Genomic DNA, 17,084 nt, shown 5'->3' with positions numbered 1-17,084 from the left:
GCGTGTTAGCTCCTGGGTGTCCGGCTATCCGTCCAGGGATTAAACGCCGGTTCGTCCTGTTCCCCGTTACCGTCATCGTGAAGGGAGTCGAGGTAGAGGGCTTCAACTTCCGCCCGCGCCCATGGGGTGCGGCGCAGGAACTTCAGACTCGATTTAACACTCGGGTCCTTGCGAAAACAGTTGATTTTGATTCGGTTGCCCAGTTCATTCCAGCCATATCGCGCAACCAGCGCGTTTACCTGCATTTCGAGGGTGACGCCATGCAAAGGATCGTTGGAAATATGTGCTGTCATAGGCGTCCGGTAGTCTCATTTTTTATGGGGATGTGATAAACGCTCAAAGGTTACAAGAAAGCAGGGGACGCGGCAATTTCAGCGTGAGGTTCTTCACCCGTGAAGGGTGAAGAAGATTTTCCGGTTAACGCTATTTTTTAAACAGTTCAGGCGCCCATGGCGTCGGGTCTACCTCCATAAAGGGCGCACGCTCAAAGCGGGACTTAAGCGCCCAGGGCACCGTACAGTCGAAAATCGTTTTGCAGGTGATCCCGTTGCCACGAATGGAGGGGCTGTAGTCCGGGGCCTGAGACGGATCGAGCTGGTGTCCGCGGATCCCCGGCAGATGGGTGATGCTGACATCGCCCTGCATACGGGTGGTCATCGCCCACAGGATGTCGTCGCTGTCGAAAATATCCACATCTTCGTCGACGAGAATAATGTTTTTAAGCTCGGAATAGGTGGCTAACGCAATGAGTGCCGCCTGACCCTGACGCCCTTCGTCAGAGGGCTGGCGTTTTTTCACCTGCAATACGCCAAGAAACTTGCCGCCGCCAGCGGTATGCGCATAGACGTTTTGCAGAAAACCGGGGATGGCTTCTTCGACCGCATTACGGATACTGGCCTCCGTTGGCAAACCGGCCAGCGTGGTGTGCTCCTCGCCCGGTCCTACCAGGGTTTGCAGGATCGCCTGATGACGCATCGTGACGGCCTTCACTTTGATTACCGGTAAGGAGGGGTTAGCTTCCCCGCAGTAGCCGGGAAATTCCGGCATCGCGTGCCCGGTGTGGGTATGCTGATCTTCTTCTACACGCACGCCCGGCAGCAGTTCGCCTTCGATGATAATTTCCGCACGCGCTATCGCTTTTTCATTTACGGCCACACCCTGCACCAGCTCTACGGGGGTCTGACGTAACGCGCCGGCGACACCCAGCTCGTTGTAGCCGAAGGGCGTGGTAGGGGCTTCGAAACAGGCGCCAATATAGATAGCGGGATCGAGACCCATATTGATCGTGACCGGCAACGGTTTGCCCGCCTCCTCGGCTTTCTTACGGAACACTTCAATATGGCGGCCTGCGGCAAGGAACATGGAGAGCTCATCGCGCTCCTGCACGCAGAGACGGTGAATAGTGACATCGGTCAGTGAGGCATCTTCCGGATCGCTTGCCAGCACCAGCCCCAGACAGAAGAACGGACCGGCATCTATCGGCGTGTTGGTCGGTGCCGGAAGTAATTTACGCAGATCGAAGTCCGGATCGTCGGCATAAAATACCTGTTCCTGACACGGCGCCTGTGCCGCCGGAACCACAACGGGAGCAATCGGGTTTTTCACGGCCTGGCCGACATGTTTTGCCAGTTCAGAGGGCTCGCAGCCCAACAGGAGCGCCGCCCGCTCGCGGCTGGCGTGCATTCCGACCAGAATACGGGAGTCGGGATATCCCTTAATAGCGTTAAACATCATCGCCGGGCCAATGCGCGTCGGACGTTTTACCGTGCCGCCAGCACCAATATGCCGGTACACACCCGCCAGCTCCGCGTCAGGATCGACCGGATGGCTGGTTTCAAGGTATTGACCTTCATGGCGTTTGAGCAGTTCGATAGCACTTCTGAGATCGTTGATGTGGTTTTTCATATTTCCCTCCTCGGATGAAGGCTTCCATTCTTAACCGGACGAAGAGGGCTATCAATTGCATCATTTATGCTATTTTAATATGAATTTTATTATCAATAATAAAGGCATGGTATGCAGTTTCGACTGATGCGCAATTTCATCGTGGTGGCGGAAGAGCTTCACATGCATCGGGCGGCGGAGCGCCTTAACATGGCGCAGCCAGCGCTGAGCCAGCAGATAAAAACGCTTGAAGATCGTCTTGGGGTCTTGCTCTTTAGCCGGGCGAATCGTCGCCTGACGCTGACGCCAGCCGGTGAGGCATTTCTCAGTAAAGCCAGAGTCGCGATTTTAATGACCGATCAGGCGATTCTGGATGCCAGACAGACGGCCAGAGGGGAACAGGGCGTGCTGAATCTCGGATGTGTTTCAAGTGCGATATTCGACAGTAAGCTGCCCGCCGCGCTGCGGCTTTTACATGAGAAATGGCCCGCCATCAGCCTTTCCATGATGACGGGTAACGTGCAAACCCTTTATACCGGCGTGCAAAGCAACCAACTGGATGTGGCCATTATTCGTGCCCCGTTACCGCTATTGCCTGACGATCTGCAAAGCCGTCCATTTACAACGGAAAAGGCCGTGCTGGCCTTACCTCGTCAACATAGCCTGGCGGGCTCCGCCGCGCTGACGCTTGCGTCGGTGAAAGAGGAGAAGTGGATCGCCCTGCGCGACCCGGAGGGGATGGGGCTGGAGCAATATTTCTATGATGCCTGCCACAGCGCGGGCATACAGCCTGACGTTGTGCAAAATGCCACCGATGTCCCCACGGTGATAAGTCTCGTCTCGGCAGGGTTTGGCATCGCCATGCTGCCGGCTTCAGCGAAGGCGATATGCGTACAAAACGTCGTTTTTGTGGATATTCTTGACCGACTCCGGGAGAGCGAGCTGACGCTGGTTTGCCACCGGATTATTCGCTCTGAGGTCCTGAAAAAATTGATGAGCATCCTCGATCATACCTGACGTCCGGCGGCCTGAAGAAGCTGTTCTCGCAGCCAGCGGTTAGCCGGATCCTGGCTGTTTTTCGGGTGCCAGTACATACCGATGACGATCGGAGGGAGATCCAGCGGCGGCGGAAAAATATCAAGCGTTTGCGTGAACCGTAGCAACATGCGTCTGGGTAGGGTGCAGAGCAAATCGGTACCGGCAACAATCGCAGGCGCCATCGCATAGCTTTGCGTCGACATCACCACGTTACGCTGGTGGCCAAGCCCCGCCAGATGCTGATCGACAAAGCCTGCGAACGGGTCGCCCTCGGATGAAACCACCAGGTGGGAAAGGCTACAATAGCTTTCCAGATCCATCGGTCCCGTACCGCGCGGATGGCCTTTTCGCTGGGCTGTGGCATATTCATCGTCAAACAGTTTGCGTCTGACCCATGCATCGTGCGCCCCCGCATTAACGCCGACATAAATATCCACATCGTCATTTTCCATCTGCGCTGGCAGCAGCGGGGTTTCCGGGAGCGCAAAACGCAGGCGGATGCCTGGTGCTGCGCTGCTAATCTGATTCTGCAACTCTGCCCCCAGCATCAGCGCCGGGTTCTCGTGCAGGGCAATCACAAAGGTGCGGTTGCTGTTCTGCGCGTTGAACGTGGTGGGTTCAAGCATCGCCGATATACCCTGCAAAACCGTCGCGACCTGCGGCCTTAACGCCTCGGCGCGCGGCGTAGGTAACACCCCACGTCCGTGTGGGGAAGGGATAAACAGCGGCTCATCGAACAGGACGCGCAGGCGCGCAAGGCGGGCAGACATCGCCGGCTGGCTGATGCCCAGCCGCGCGGCCGCATGGGTGATATTCTGATCCCTGAGTAACGCATCCAGCGTCAGGATCAGGTCCATATCCATATCGGAGGAGGGCATCTTATTGTGCGTCATAGCTTGCTGCCGTTGTTCAACAGGGAAGGTTAGCCATTGCCAGAAAAGCAGTCACTGCATTACCTGGCTCCTGCATGCGGCTGATCATGACCAGATTTGCGGTCAGCACCTGAGCATTCAGGTTGCGGTAAATCAGTCCGGGTATTTGCACCTGTTGCAGGGGGGCGGGAACCAGCGCCAGACCGAGCCCGGCTGCGGCAAATGCCAGAACGCTTAGCGTACTGTTTGAACGATGTGCCACGCAAAAACCATCCCCGAGCTGCTGCGCCAGCAGCACAGTCAGATTTTCATTGGCGTCATGCGCGTCGTACAGGACCAGGGGATGACCGGCGAGCATTTCAACGGAGAGGTGCGGATGGATGGCTAAGGGATGATCGTCACACATTGCGATTATCATCTCCCAGTTTCCGGTTTTCTGCACCCTGATCTGCGGATCGGCTGTCGTACTGTTATCCGGTGTATAACCGACATCAATATGCCCTGCGAGGATCGCAGCTACCTGTTTCTGGGGAGCGATTTCCTGAATGGTGACTTCTGCATCCGGATGGGTTTTACGGAAGCGACGTACATCGGTAATCATTTTGCCACTAAAAATGGCGTTACCGGCAAAACCGACCCGTACACGCCCTGTCTCTCCCCGTATCGCACGCTGGACTGCCAGACGCGTGTGTTCCATTTGTTCCAGCATCAGTCTGGCTTCGCTGAGAAGAAGCGATCCGGCCTCAGTAAGTTCCACACGACGGCTGGTGCGGATAAACAGCGGACCGCCTAACTCAGTTTCAAGGGCTTTAATCTGCATGCTGAGCGCAGGCTGAACAATATGGAGTCGCTCAGCCGCGCGTCCAAAATGCTCTTCTTCAGCAACAGCCAAAAAATAGCGTAAGTGCCGGAGTTCCATTGCCACCCTGACTCATCATTAAAAATGATTGTTTAGTAAAATATATATATTTGAGTATAAACCGCTTCACGGCCAAACTGAACGCATCAACTCAAACAGGAACCAAACAATGCAAACTCACCAACTGCAAGACCGTCAGGATCTTAACGACCTCATGAATGGCTGGATGCACCGCGACCTGGGCGAATGGGAGCAGCTGCGTAATCTTTTTCATCCGGACGGCACAATCGAAATTACGTGGTTCGAAGGGCTCGCGAGCGATTTTGTCGAGGGTTCCATGCGTATGGGCGCTTCAGATTTGCGCACAAAACATATGATTGGCTCGCCCGTCGTCACTTTTAACGACCGCGGCGACAAAGCGATTCTTGAAACCAATGCGATGATCATCGCTGAAAATATAAAACTTAATATTGGATGCGAATGCCACAATCGTTTCTACGATCTGGCAGAAAAGAGAGAGGGCGTATGGAAGCTGTTCCATCGCCAGAGCATCTACGACATGGGTATTTTCACCTTTCCGCTGGGCCCGGTTGAGATTGATTCAAAAATTGCTGCCAACTATCCGCGGGAATATGCCGCGCTAGCTTATCTGCTGGAACAAAGCGGTTTTCCCCTCGGCCGCGTATTTGCCACGCGTGACAGTGAACTAGAAGCGAATATGAAAGCGAACGCAAAAAAATGGCTGGCTGTCTGACAGGTTGAGCACAGGCCGAACAGATTTCGCCGGCTGGTTAATACCCGGCCGCGGGGCCCTGGGCGTGAGATAGCGGTCCCAGGCTGAAATATTTAGCCTGGGACGCAGAGACTCTCTTATTGGGCGTCCCGGTTGGTATAGGTCACCGGAACCCACGCGTAGCCTTCCCGCTCACCTTTCTTCACATACCCGATCCCGGGGAAAGGCAGATGTGGCGCCGCAATCAGATCTTTGTTTTTCACAAACTCAGCGAACGCTGCGTTGCGTACCCGGGCGGCTCCGTCCTGATCCTCATCGTAAGCAATCGTCACGTTGGGCTGTGGGAACTGAACCGCGGCAACGTGAATGATGTCGCCGACAAAGGTAATTTTTTCACCTTTGCTCTCCAGCGTGTAGAACGCGGACCCTGGGGTGTGGCCCGGGTGAACCGTACCGCTGATGCCCGGCAGAAGCTGTTCCGTCCCGGAGAAAGTCTTCACTTTTCCGGCATCCAGATAGGGCTTTAAGGTCTTGTGCGCGACGTCGAAGTAGTTCTGGTCATAGCCAGATTTTTTCTGGTTCTCGTCGTTAAAGAAGAAATCGATATCCGGTTTGCCGACATACACCTGTGCGCGGGTAAATACGCGCTGACCGTCTTTGACCAGGCCGCCTGCATGATCGGAGTGCGCGTGGGTGATCAGGATATCGGTGATGTCCTGCGGCCTGATACCCTGCGTCGCCAGGCTTTCAATCAGCCGCCCGCCTTTGCCGGGGCCAAAGAGCTGACCGGAGCCGGTGTCCACCAGAATTTTGTGGCCGGGCATAGCGATATAGAACGCGTTAATCGATGCTTCCACCGGATTGGCCTGGAAGTTTTTGGCCAGTAACGCATCGGTATTTTCCGCCGTCGTCCGGCGCAGTAAGGCGTGCAGGTCCTGCGGCACGCTGCCGTCCGTAAAGGCGGTGACAATCGTATCGCCAACCTGAACGCTGTAGCCGCCGGCCTGCTGTTTCACCACATGCTGCGGAACGCTGGCCACCGCGTGGATCGCGGGAAAGAATAAAACCGAACCGGTCAACAGGGTTGATAACGCAAGTTTTTTCACAGTAAACATGATGGGCTCCTCAATAGTAAGTTCATCATAGTTCAACTGAGATTTTTGAGAACAACAGGGAAGTGAATGTGACCTATCCATGGAATGGATAGGTCTGAGAGGATGTTTTACAGTACGCCAGTACCGCCGTCAGAGCACCACACTTGCCCGGAGGCGTATGAGCAGGTATCGGAGGCAAACAGTACATACAGCGGTGCGATTTCAACCGGCTGGCCCGGTCTGCCCAGGGGCGTATCTTCCCCGAACTTCTGAACTTTGGACTGCGGCTGGCCGCCGCTGGACTGAAGAGGCGTCCAGTATGGGCCTGGCGCGACGGCATTCACCCGAATGCCACGCGGTCCCAGCTGCTGGGCAAGAGACTTGGTAAAGGCCACGTTACAGGCTTTGGTCTGCGCATAGTCCACCAGTATCGCGCTCGGTTTAAACGCCTGAACGGAAGTGGTGTTGATGATCACGGCGCCTTCCTGCAAATGGCGCAGCGCAGCTTTGGTGATCCAGAAGGGGGCATAGACGTTGGTCTTAAACGTCGCGTCAAAATCTGCCGTGGTGAGATCGTCGATCGATTCGCAGTACTGCTGGCGTCCGGCATTGTTCACCAGGATATCCAGGCCACCCAGTTCCGCGACGGCTTTTTCCACCAGCGTATCGCAGAACGACTCAACGCGAATGTCGCCCGGAATGGCGACCGCCTTACGGCCTTCAGCCTGAATCAGCGCAATGACCGATGCCGCATCGGACTCCTCTTCCGGCAAATAGCCAATAGCGACATCTGCACCTTCTCGGGCATAGGCGATCGCTACCGCACGACCAATTCCGGAATCACCGCCGGTAATCAGCGCTTTTTTTCCTGCCAGTTTTCCAGACCCGATATAACTTGTTTCACCATGATCCGGTATTGGCTTCATTTCCGATGCCAGCCCGGGGGCCCTTTGCGGTTGTTCAGCAAACGGTGGACGAGGGTAATGCAGCGTGTGATTATTTCCTGTAGACATACCGGCCTCCTTAATAGTGAATTCCAAGATTAGTCGTTAATTAAACGTAAGCGGGCAAAATTGACAAATTCAGACAAATCTATCTTCCGGTAGCGGATATAAAATATTTTCTCAAGCCAGCATGTAATACCAGAAAAGGGCGACCTCATCTTTTTCCGGCAGGGCGTTGTAAAGATAGCGATCGTAACCGCCCAGAATAAATCCATAGTGACGATAGAACAGACAGGCAGAAACATTAACGTTTTGCGTCTCCAGCCGTAACCCGGGCGCATTGAGGCTTCGCGCCCAGACGTGGGTGGCGGACATCAGCTTGTGCGCCGCGCCCGTACGGCGTTTTGAACGCTCCACGGCAATGTAATCCACCGAAATAAATTTATTCCAGTTGCAGGACGCGGTAATAAAACCGGCGATTTCACCGTCATCCGTTTCGGCGATAAGAAATATTGAATCCGGATTAACACAATGATTTTCCAGCGTCTGGAGATCAAGTTCATAGGTTTTTAGATAAGGTTCGGTCAGCGCCTCGATATGCAAATCACCATTGAGAAATGGCTCTCTGGCAATCTCCTCAACCGTGAAAGAAAAATCACAACATTCAAGACGGGCGAGGTCGGTACTTAATCCTTTTCGAATATGCATAGTATTCCTTAAGTGGGAGTAATAAATAGATAATAGACGAAGCGGCATACCCTGCTGGCATAACACTCTGTAGATCCTGGTCTAAGCTTGTATTTCGTTCCGCGTAGAATGTGGTCATTCGAGGACAATGAATGGAATTCAGAACATGTCGCAGGCACTGGGGTGCTGAGTTTATTTCCGATGACGTTGTACGTTTTCGCGTCTGGGCAGAAGGGCAAAAAGATCTTACGTTGCGTTTAACCGATACCGACATTCCCATGGCGGCGGTGGGCGACGGCTGGTTTCAGATTGATGTGCCCGGCGTCAGGCACGGTACGACATATCAGTTTGTTTTACAGGATGGAATGGCGGTGCCGGACCCGGCCTCGCGCGCGCAGCAGTCTGACGTCAACGGCCCGTCGGTGGTGATCGACCCGCGTCGCAGCCTGCCCACTCAGCGGGAATGGCAAGGACGACCGTGGGAAGAGACGGTGATCTACGAGCTGCATATCGGCACCTTCACCGGGGAAGGAACCTTCAGGGCGGCCATCGACAAACTGCCTTATCTGGCCGAACTGGGTATTACGCAACTGGAAGTGATGCCCGTGTCCCAGTTCGGGGGCGCGCGCGGGTGGGGGTATGACGGCGTGCTGCTGTATGCCCCGCACTCGGCTTATGGCACACCGGATGATTTTCATGCCTTCATCAATGCCGCCCACGCGCTCGGGCTTTCCGTGGTGCTGGATATCGTACTCAACCACTTTGGCCCGGAAGGGAACTACCTGCCGTTGCTCTCACCGGCGTTTTTCCATCAGGATCGTATGACCCCGTGGGGCAACGGTATTGCCTATGAGGTTGAGGCCGTCCGGCAATACATCGCTGAGGCGCCGTTATTCTGGCTCTCGGAGTATCATCTTGACGGTCTGCGCTTCGACGCCATCGACCAGATCCATGACGACGCTGAGACCCATATTCTTCCCGAGATAGCGCAACGGATCCGCGACGCATTTCCGGATCGGCATATCCATCTGACCACCGAAGACAGTCGCAACGTGATTTTTCTGCATCCGCGCGATGAACATGGTCAGACGCCGCTTTTCACCGCCGAATGGAATGATGATTTTCACAACGCCGCGCATGTCTTCGCGACCGGGGAATCACACGCCTACTATCAGGATTTTGCCTTTGAGCCGGAGAAAAAACTGGCGCGGGCGCTGGCAGAGGGCTTTGTCTACCAGGGGGAAATCTCGCTTCAGACCGGAAAATCGCGCGGGGTAGAGTGTCGCGAGCAACCTCCTCAGTTTTTTGTCGATTTTATTCAGAATCACGACCAGGTCGGCAACCGTGCCCAGGGGGAGAGGCTTATCTCTCTGGCAGGCGCGGATAAAACGCGTGTGCTGTTTGCGGCGCTGCTTCTGTCGCCCCATATTCCGCTGCTGTTTATGGGCGAGGAGTATGGCGAAACGCATCCGTTCCTCTTTTTCACCGACTTCCACGGCGACCTGGCGAAAGCCGTGCGGGAAGGGCGCGCGAAAGAGTTTACCGGCCATGCCGGGCACGATGAAACCGTACCGGACCCCAATGACGTAAATACCTTTATGCGGTCGAAGCTTGACTGGAACAAGGCAGACACGGAGGAAGGCAGGGCGTGGCTGCACGCTACGCGCGAACTGATTGCGCTGCGTCAGCGCTTTATCGTCCCGCTACTGAAACAGCGGGGCGCCGTGGAGGGTAACGTCCTGCAAACGGCGCTCGGCATGGTTGCCGTGAGCTGGCGTTTCCCGTCCGGTACGCTGTCGCTGGCGCTGAATATCGGCAAAAAGCCGCTCGCCTTACCGAACCTGCCCGGAAAAACGATCTTTAGCTGGCCGGAGGCAGTCGATAACCTGCCGCCAAACAGCATTATTGTTCGCTTAGCTGATGGAGAAGCAGCGCTATGATCCCTTCCTCTACTTACCGAATTCAGTTTCGCAACGGCATGACCTTCGATCGCGTGGTGGACCTGATTCCGTATATGAAAGACCTTGGAATTAGCCATCTTTACGCGTCGCCTGTTTTCACCGCAACCACGGATTCCACCCACGGCTATGACGTGACCGACCCCAACGAAATCGACCCGGCGATTGGCGGGCGGGAAGGGTTTGACCGCATGGCGGCAGCGCTGAAACAGGCGGGGATGGGGCTGATTCTGGATATCGTTCCTAACCATATGTCGACCTCGCTGGAAAACCGCTGGTGGCGCGATGTTATAGAACAAGGCAGGCAGAGCCGCTATGCGGCATATTTTGATATCGACTGGTCCCGACCGCTGACGTTGCCGTTTCTTGGCGACACCTTTGTAGCCGAGCTAGAGCGGGGGGCTTTCACCTTAAAACGTGACAGTGTCACCAACAGCGCAGCGCTGGTTTACTATGATACCGCCTATCCGCTTAATCCCGGCACGTATGCCGAAGGCAAGAGCATCGCTGAGATCCACGAGGCGCAAAGCTGGCGGCTGATGTCCTGGCGGGAAGCGCCGAAACAGCTTTCATGGCGGCGCTTTTTTGAAATCACCGGGCTGGTCGGCGTGCGGGTAGAGGATGAGGCGGTCTTCGCAGACACGCACCGCCTGATCCTTGAGCTTGTTCACGCCGGGGTTGTCGACGGCCTGCGCATTGACCATGTGGACGGGCTTGCCGATCCGCTGGGCTATTTGCAGCGCCTGCGTGCGGCGACCGGACCGGATTGCTACATCACGGTAGAGAAGATCCTCGCCAAAGGGGAACAGCTTCCTCCGGAGTGGCCGGTCTCGGGTACTACGGGCTATGAGTTTATTGCCTCGCTGGCGGAAGTGCTGGTGGATGATACCAACCTCTCGCGACTGGAGACGCTCTACGACGAGACGCTGGGTACGACCGTGGACAGGCAGGCGGAACTTCGCAAAGCCAAAGGGCTGATGACCGATCGTAATTTTGAAGGTGAATTTACCACGCTGCTCAAAATCGCCAGCGAGCTGGCCGGGCATAACGGCGCCGAAGTGGAGCATGAGGATATCCGCCATGCCCTGCGCGAGCTGCTTATCGCGTTTCCGGTGTATCGCACCTACGGCACCGGAGAGGGGCTGACGCCACCGGATGTGGCGCTGCTCAGTCGCGTGGTCGCCAGCGTCAACGCCTCTGAACCCGCTCTCAGCCTGATCGTGCGTATTCTTACCGGCGATCTGCCTGAGGATGACCACGCGCTGGCCTCGCTTTTCCGCACCCGTTTTCAGCAACTGACCGGGCCGCTGATGGCGAAATCGGTAGAGGATACGCTGTTCTTCCGCCATAACCTGGAGCTGGCCCTGAACGAAGTCGGCGCTGACCCGACGCCGCGCGCATTTTCACTTTCCCGTTTTCATCAGGAGATGCGCATTCGTCTTGCCCGCCAGCCCGATGCGCTGCTGGGAACCTCCACCCACGACACCAAACGCGGCGAGGATGCGCGAGCGCGACTATACACGCTGACGGAAGCGCCAGATCTGTGGGGGGAAAACCTGGCGCGCTGGCGGCAGATGAACCAGACGCAGGTCCGATTCCTCAACGACGGCACCGCGCCGAACGCCGCCGACACCTGGATGATCTTCCAGGCGCTGGCGGGCGTCTGGCCAGCCACGCTGTCGCCAGACGATCGTGATGGTCTTAAGTCACTGGAAGAGCGTTTCCTCGGCTTTATTGAGAAAGCCCTGCGCGAGGCCAAGCAGCGTACCGACTGGATCGACAGCAACGAAGGGTACGAGAGCGTGGTGCTGGACTACGTGCGCCATCTGCTCTCCCCGGATAACACCCTGTTCCTGCGTGATTTCAGTGCCGCACTCCAGCCGTTTATTCGGGCTGGGTTAATGAACAGCCTGAGCCAGACGGTGATCAAGCTGACTGCGCCAGGCGTACCGGACATCTACCAGGGCAGCGAAGGGCTTAACTTCAGCCTGGTCGACCCGGATAACCGCCGCGAACCGGATTTCACCGCGCTGGCGGAAAACCTCAGCGTAGCGGATGGAACCATTTTTAACGATGCGCAACGCTGGCGAGAGGGCAGCGTGAAGCAGTACGTCACCGCCACGCTGTTACGGCTGCGGCCGCATTACCCCGCGCTTTTCCGCTACGGCGACTGGCTGCCGCTGAAGGTGACCGGCGAGCGGGAAGAGAATCTGATCGTTTATGCCCGCATAAAAGATGACGAGGCGCTGATCGTCGCCGTGCCGCGTCTGGTGTTTGACGTCACCGACAATGCGATGCTGTGGGCCAATACTACGGTGGCCATACCCCAGGAGCTGGCCGGGAAGCACTACCGGGATCTGTTTACCGGTGAGCGCCGCCTTCTGCCAGAGACGCTGGATTTAACGTCTGAAAAGGGATGTTTGTTGGTTCTGCTTACCTGCGACTAATCGAGGAGAACAAAAATGCCAAAGGATACAACGTTTGAAATTCGGGCCGGTCATGGCCAGCAGTTGGGCGCAAATTATGACGGGAAAGGGGTGAACTTCGCTCTGTTTTCCGCCCACGCGGAGCGGGTAGAGCTGTGTCTGTTTGATCCTTCGGGAAAAACAGAAATAGCCCGCCTGGAACTGCCGGAATATACCCATGAGGTCTGGCACGGCTATGTGCCGGATCTGAAACCGGGGGCGCTGTATGGTTACCGTGTGTATGGCCCTTACGATCCGGAGAACGGTCACCGCTTCAATCCCAATAAGCTGCTTATTGACCCCTATGCCCGTGAACTGGTGGGTGACATTGAGTGGAACGATGCCCACTTCGGCTATGAGCTGGGACACGATGAGCTGGATCTCAGCTTTGATACGCGAGACAGCGCGCCGTTTACGCCCAAATGTAAGGTCATCGACCCCAATGCCGTCGACTGGCAAGACTCCCGCCGACCCGATATCCCGTGGCCGCATACCGTGGTTTATGAGAGCCACGTAAAAGGCTTTACCCAGCTTAACCCGGCTATTCCGCCTGAACTGCGCGGTACGTTTGAGGGGATGGGGCATAAAGCGTCGGTGGAGTACATCAAAAGCCTCGGGATTACCTCGGTCGAGCTGCTGCCGGTTCACTGGTTCCCTGACGATCAGCACCTGCTCGATCGCGGCCTGAAAAACTTCTGGGGCTATAACTCGCTCGGTTTCTTTGCGCCAGCGTCCCGCTATTACGGCCCGGCGGGGATCCAGGGTTTCCGCGACATGGTGCGTGCCTATCATGACGCGGGCATCGAGGTGATCCTCGACGTGGTCTATAACCACACGGCGGAGGGCAACGAGCTGGGGCCAACCCTGTCGTTTAAGGGAATTGATAACTTCTGTTATTACCGCACCATGCCGGATCAGCACCGGTATTACATCAACGACACCGGCACCGGGAACACCGTTAATACTTCACACCCGCGCGTATTGCAGATGGTCATGGACTCCCTGCGTTACTGGGCAGAATCGATGCAGATTGACGGTTTCCGCTTTGACCTCGGGACCATTCTCGGACGTGAGCCGGAGGGGTTCGATCCGCGCGGCGGCTTCTTTGATGCCGTGACCCAGGATCCGGTGCTGTCGAAGCTGAAGCTCATCGGTGAGCCGTGGGATATCGGCCCCGGCGGGTATCAGGTGGGGGGCTTCCCGCCAGGCTGGGGTGAGTGGAACGATAAATACCGCGATACGGTGCGTGAATACTGGAAGGGGGATAACGTCTCTAACGATTTTGCCGCCCGTCTGTTAGGGTCCGGTGATTTGTACGATCTGCGCGGGCGTCGTCCGTGGGCCAGCGTCAATTTTATTACCGCGCATGACGGCTTCACGCTGAACGACCTGGTGTCGTACAACGAGAAACATAACGCCGATAATGGGGAAGATAATAACGACGGACATAACGATAACCGGTCGTATAACTACGGTGAAGAAGGGCCGACGGAGAACCCGGATATCATCGCCACCCGCGAGCGGCAAAAGCGCAACTTCCTCACCACGCTCTTCTTCTCCCACGGCACGCCGATGCTGCTGGCAGGCGATGAGTTTGGCCGGACGCAAAAGGGCAATAATAACGGCTATTGTCAGGACAGCGAAATCTCCTGGGTAAACTGGGAAGGACTCACTGAGAACGACGAGAAGCTGCGCGACTTTACCCGTCGGTTGATTGCCCTGCGCGCGACGCAGCCGCTGCTGCGACGTGAGAACTGGCGCGACGGGCTGGAGATCCGCTGGTTTAACGCCGGTGGCGGACCGCAGCAGTCGGAACAATGGGACGAGGGTTCCACCCTTGGTCTTGCCATCAGCCGTCCCGATCTTGAGCAGGAAGAGGGCGTCTGGCACGACGTGCTGATGCTGTTTAACCCGTTTGAAGGTACGGTGCCATTCCAGATCCCGCAGTTTGGCGAAGGGGGTTGGGTGCTGGAGCTTTCGACGGCGGATGAGGCCCCCACAGGGGAAATCATTACGGAATCCGTCGATTATGAACTGGCCGGGCGGAGTATGACGCTTTTCCGCCGTCCTTAAAGCGAGGCCGCCGCGCGTGCGGCGGTATCATACAGGGAGGAGATCGCGCGGAGTAACTGCGCGGTCTCGCCAATTGATGCTCCCGGAATGCCGCTTTCCGCATGAATGTTGATCAGGCAGGCCTCCCGCACCTCCCGGTACTTCATGCACAGCGCTTTTCCCTCCTCCGTGGTGGAGAAAAAAAGCTCTTTTCCGGCTTTCTCGCTGGTGACATATCCCGCCTTGACCAGCTTTTTCAGCGCATACGTTACCACGTGGGTATCTTCCACGTTCAGCACAAAGCAGATGTCGGCCAGCTTTTTCTTGCGGTTGCGGTGATTCACGTGGTGCAGAAGCGAAACGTCAAAGGCCCCCATATCCGGTTCACCCGCTGCGGTCATGCAGCGCACCATCCATTTGTTAAACGCATTGCTGGTCATGATCAGCGCATATTCCAGCTCTGATAATTCAGCACACCGCTCTGAGACGAGATGACGGGAGGAGACGATTCGCCCGTCCGCAATATCGTCGTGGTTTAACGCCGTCGTCTTTTTGTTTACTGTCATAACGATCCTTCCCCCGAAATGTAAACCCGTCGATAAAATAAGAACATTTTATTGATAAATTGTTTACATGTTTTTGACGTTCAGATATAGCTTTTTAGTGCAGGTTCTGTGGAGCCTGACGCAAAACACAACATCGCGCGCCGTAATGCACCGGCTTCGCTCTGCTGCGAAGTATAAAAAATAGCCGTCGGCGCGCAACGCTCACTTTGGATAGGGTAACGTTTATGGACAGTTCTACACTGTTGCCACTTATCGGGATTCCGGTGGTGGTTATTGGTTTTGCACTGCGTTTCAACCCGCTGCTGGTTGTCGTGGTGGCGGGGCTGGCGACGGGCCTGCTGGTTGGCATGGATTTCGGTATGCTGCTGGAAACCTTTGGCGAAAAGTTCGTGAATAGCCGATCGCTTGCCACCTTCATTCTGATCCTGCCGGTGATTGGCCTGCTGGAGTATTACGGGCTGAAAGAGCGCGCCCAGGCCTGGGTCGCGAAGATCGCCAGCGCCACCTCGGCGCGTATCCTGATGCTCTACTTTGTCGCCCGCGAAGGGACGGCTGCGCTGGGCCTGATGTCCCTTGGCGGCCACGCGCAAACGGTGCGTCCGCTGCTGGCGCCGATGGCGGAAGGGGCGGCCCTGAATGAATACGGCGAACTGCCGCAGCCTATCCGCGACAAAATCAAAGCCCATGCCGCCGCGTGTGACAATATCGCGGTTTTCTTTGGGGAAGATATCTTTATCGCCTTTGGCGCGGTACTGCTGATTGATGCGTTCCTGAAAGAGAACGGGATCGAGGGGATCGAACCGCTGCATATCGGCCTGTGGGCCATTCCGACCGCTATTGCGGCACTGATCATCCATATGACGCGTCTGCTGCGCCTCGACGCCAGCATTCGTCGCGACGTGATGGCCTGGAAAGCAGAGCAGGGTACGCAGGAGATCGCACCATGATGACCCTCATCACCATTAACCGCGTGTATTACCTGATCGGCTTCGTCGTGATGCTGCTGGTTGTGATGACCCTTCGCGACCGCGCTAACCCGAAACGCTATACCACGGCGCTGTTCTGGTTTCTGTTCGGCGGGATCTTCCTGTTTGGCGATCTGATGGTGCAGGAGCTGGGTAAGTCGCTGGCGTATCGCATTATTGGCGGCGCCGTTATCGTGATTGCGCTGCTGGCCGGTTTCGGGCTGGTCGGGAAGGGGCACTATAAAATGTCCACCGAGGAGGAGCGTGTTGCCTCGTCGAACCGGCTGAAAAACTGGCTGTTTTTACCGGCACTGATGATCCCCGTGGTAACGGTCATCGGGACGCTGTTTCTGAAAGGCGTGTCGATTGGCGGCGTTTATCTGCTCGACCAGAAACAGCTTACGCTGGCGGCGCTGTGCGTGGCCTGCGTGGCGGCTATCCTTACCGGCTGGTGGCTAACAAAAGGTACGCCGCTGCATGCGGTGCGTCAGTCGCGTCGGCTGGTCGATACCATTGGCTGGGCGGTGATCCTGCCGCAGATGCTCGCCATGCTCGGCGGGGTGTTTGTGGTGGCGAATACCGGCGAATCGGTACAAAAGGTGGTCAGCCTGTTTGTGAACCCGGACAGCCGCTTCATGCTGGTGGTGATTTACTGCGTGGGGATGGCGCTGTTTACCATGATCATGGGTAATGCCTTCGCAGCCTTCCCGGTGTTAAGCGCCGGTATCGCTCTGCCATTCCTGATTAACGTCCATCACGGTAACCCGGCGCCGCTGCTGGCTATCGGTATGTATGCAGGCTATTGCGGCACGCTGATGACGCCGATGGCCGCCAACTTCAACATTGTGCCCGCCGCGCTGCTGGAGCTAAAAGACAAATATCAGGTTATCAAGATCCAGATCCCGACCGCGTTAACCCTGCTGGTGGTGAACGTGTTCTTAATGTATTTCCTCGTGTTTCGCTAAGG

15 protein-coding genes are annotated in these 17,084 nt (G+C 56.3%); 7 read left to right on the top strand and 8 right to left on the bottom strand.

The genetic code is table 11. The annotated features are described in order from the left end of the window. Positions 1–5: 5 nt before the first annotated feature. On the bottom strand, positions 6–293 hold the full coding sequence (locus O1721_RS15415) for a VF530 family protein (protein WP_000123965.1): 288 nt from the start codon (positions 291–293) through the stop codon (positions 6–8). A 130-nt stretch (positions 294–423) separates the two neighbouring features. After that, the gene (locus O1721_RS15410) at positions 424–1,905 is read right to left on the bottom strand and encodes a UbiD family decarboxylase (RefSeq protein WP_017382330.1); all 1,482 of its coding nucleotides are present in this window, start codon (positions 1,903–1,905) and stop codon (positions 424–426) included. Positions 1,906–2,016: 111 nt separating this feature from the next. Here O1721_RS15410 and O1721_RS15405 point away from each other — a divergent pair, with 111 nt between their 5' ends. Further along, positions 2,017–2,901 carry a LysR substrate-binding domain-containing protein gene (locus O1721_RS15405; RefSeq protein ID WP_017382331.1) on the top strand — a complete coding sequence of 295 codons (885 nt, stop codon included), beginning with the start codon at positions 2,017–2,019 and terminating at the stop codon, positions 2,899–2,901. Here the strand turns inward: O1721_RS15405 and O1721_RS15400 are convergent. Both O1721_RS15400 and O1721_RS15395 read right to left on the bottom strand, forming a co-directional pair. Further along, entirely contained in the window at positions 2,892–3,815 is a 924-nt protein-coding gene (locus O1721_RS15400) for a LysR family transcriptional regulator (protein ID WP_032648348.1), read from the bottom strand. The genes O1721_RS15405 and O1721_RS15400 overlap by 10 nt on opposite strands. Positions 3,816–3,831: 16 nt before the next feature. Then, positions 3,832–4,713, bottom strand: coding sequence for a LysR substrate-binding domain-containing protein (locus O1721_RS15395; protein WP_017382333.1), 882 nt, complete (start codon positions 4,711–4,713; stop codon positions 3,832–3,834). Positions 4,714–4,822: 109 nt separating this feature from the next. Between O1721_RS15395 and O1721_RS15390 the strand changes: the two genes are divergently transcribed. Then, positions 4,823–5,407 carry a nuclear transport factor 2 family protein gene (locus O1721_RS15390; protein ID WP_015570507.1) on the top strand — a complete coding sequence of 195 codons (585 nt, stop codon included), beginning with the start codon at positions 4,823–4,825 and terminating at the stop codon, positions 5,405–5,407. Between the two features lie 116 nt (positions 5,408–5,523). Here the strand turns inward: O1721_RS15390 and O1721_RS15385 are convergent, their stop codons facing one another. The 3 genes from O1721_RS15385 to O1721_RS15375 all read right to left on the bottom strand — a co-directional run bounded on the left by O1721_RS15385 (position 5,524) and on the right by O1721_RS15375 (position 8,132). Further along, positions 5,524–6,501, bottom strand: coding sequence for an MBL fold metallo-hydrolase (locus tag O1721_RS15385; RefSeq protein WP_017382334.1), 978 nt, complete (start codon positions 6,499–6,501; stop codon positions 5,524–5,526). Between the two features lie 107 nt (positions 6,502–6,608). Beyond that, the gene (locus tag O1721_RS15380) at positions 6,609–7,493 is read right to left on the bottom strand and encodes an SDR family oxidoreductase (RefSeq protein ID WP_022651207.1); all 885 of its coding nucleotides are present in this window, start codon (positions 7,491–7,493) and stop codon (positions 6,609–6,611) included. Between the two features lie 111 nt (positions 7,494–7,604). Further along, positions 7,605–8,132 carry a GNAT family N-acetyltransferase gene (locus O1721_RS15375; protein ID WP_032648345.1) on the bottom strand — a complete coding sequence of 176 codons (528 nt, stop codon included), beginning with the start codon at positions 8,130–8,132 and terminating at the stop codon, positions 7,605–7,607. Positions 8,133–8,263: 131 nt separating this feature from the next. On the opposite strand from O1721_RS15375, the gene treZ reads away from it, so the two are divergent. Genes treZ through glgX form a run of 3 tightly spaced genes read left to right on the top strand, consistent with a single transcriptional unit; the run spans position 8,264 to position 14,607 of the window. Then, positions 8,264–10,051 (top strand): malto-oligosyltrehalose trehalohydrolase, encoded by a 1,788-nt coding sequence (gene treZ, locus O1721_RS15370; protein WP_045325019.1) that lies wholly within the window; start codon positions 8,264–8,266, stop codon positions 10,049–10,051. Continuing rightward, positions 10,048–12,516: a malto-oligosyltrehalose synthase gene (gene treY, locus O1721_RS15365; protein ID WP_032648342.1), complete on the top strand. Its 2,469-nt coding sequence runs from the start codon at positions 10,048–10,050 to the stop codon at positions 12,514–12,516. The genes treZ and treY overlap by 4 nt, the downstream gene beginning before the upstream one ends. 15 nt (positions 12,517–12,531) lie before the next feature. Next, on the top strand, positions 12,532–14,607 hold the full coding sequence (gene glgX, locus O1721_RS15360) for a glycogen debranching protein GlgX (protein WP_032648340.1): 2,076 nt from the start codon (positions 12,532–12,534) through the stop codon (positions 14,605–14,607). On the opposite strand, the gene O1721_RS15355 is transcribed toward glgX, so the two are convergent. Further along, positions 14,604–15,152: a winged helix DNA-binding protein gene (locus O1721_RS15355; protein WP_017382340.1), complete on the bottom strand. Its 549-nt coding sequence runs from the start codon at positions 15,150–15,152 to the stop codon at positions 14,604–14,606. The genes glgX and O1721_RS15355 overlap by 4 nt on opposite strands. Before the next feature lie 224 nt (positions 15,153–15,376). On the opposite strand from O1721_RS15355, the gene O1721_RS15350 reads away from it, so the two are divergent. After that, positions 15,377–16,099, top strand: coding sequence for a DUF969 domain-containing protein (locus O1721_RS15350; protein ID WP_032648338.1), 723 nt, complete (start codon positions 15,377–15,379; stop codon positions 16,097–16,099). Then, complete coding sequence (locus O1721_RS15345; RefSeq protein WP_017382341.1) at positions 16,096–17,082, top strand: DUF979 domain-containing protein; 987 nt, start codon at positions 16,096–16,098, stop codon at positions 17,080–17,082. The genes O1721_RS15350 and O1721_RS15345 overlap by 4 nt, the downstream gene beginning before the upstream one ends. Positions 17,083–17,084 lie beyond the last annotated feature (2 nt).

The sequence above is a fragment of the Enterobacter cloacae complex sp. HYC033_NIDB genome, from assembly GCF_056673335.1.
This window is presented reverse-complemented; position numbering and strand designations above follow the sequence as displayed.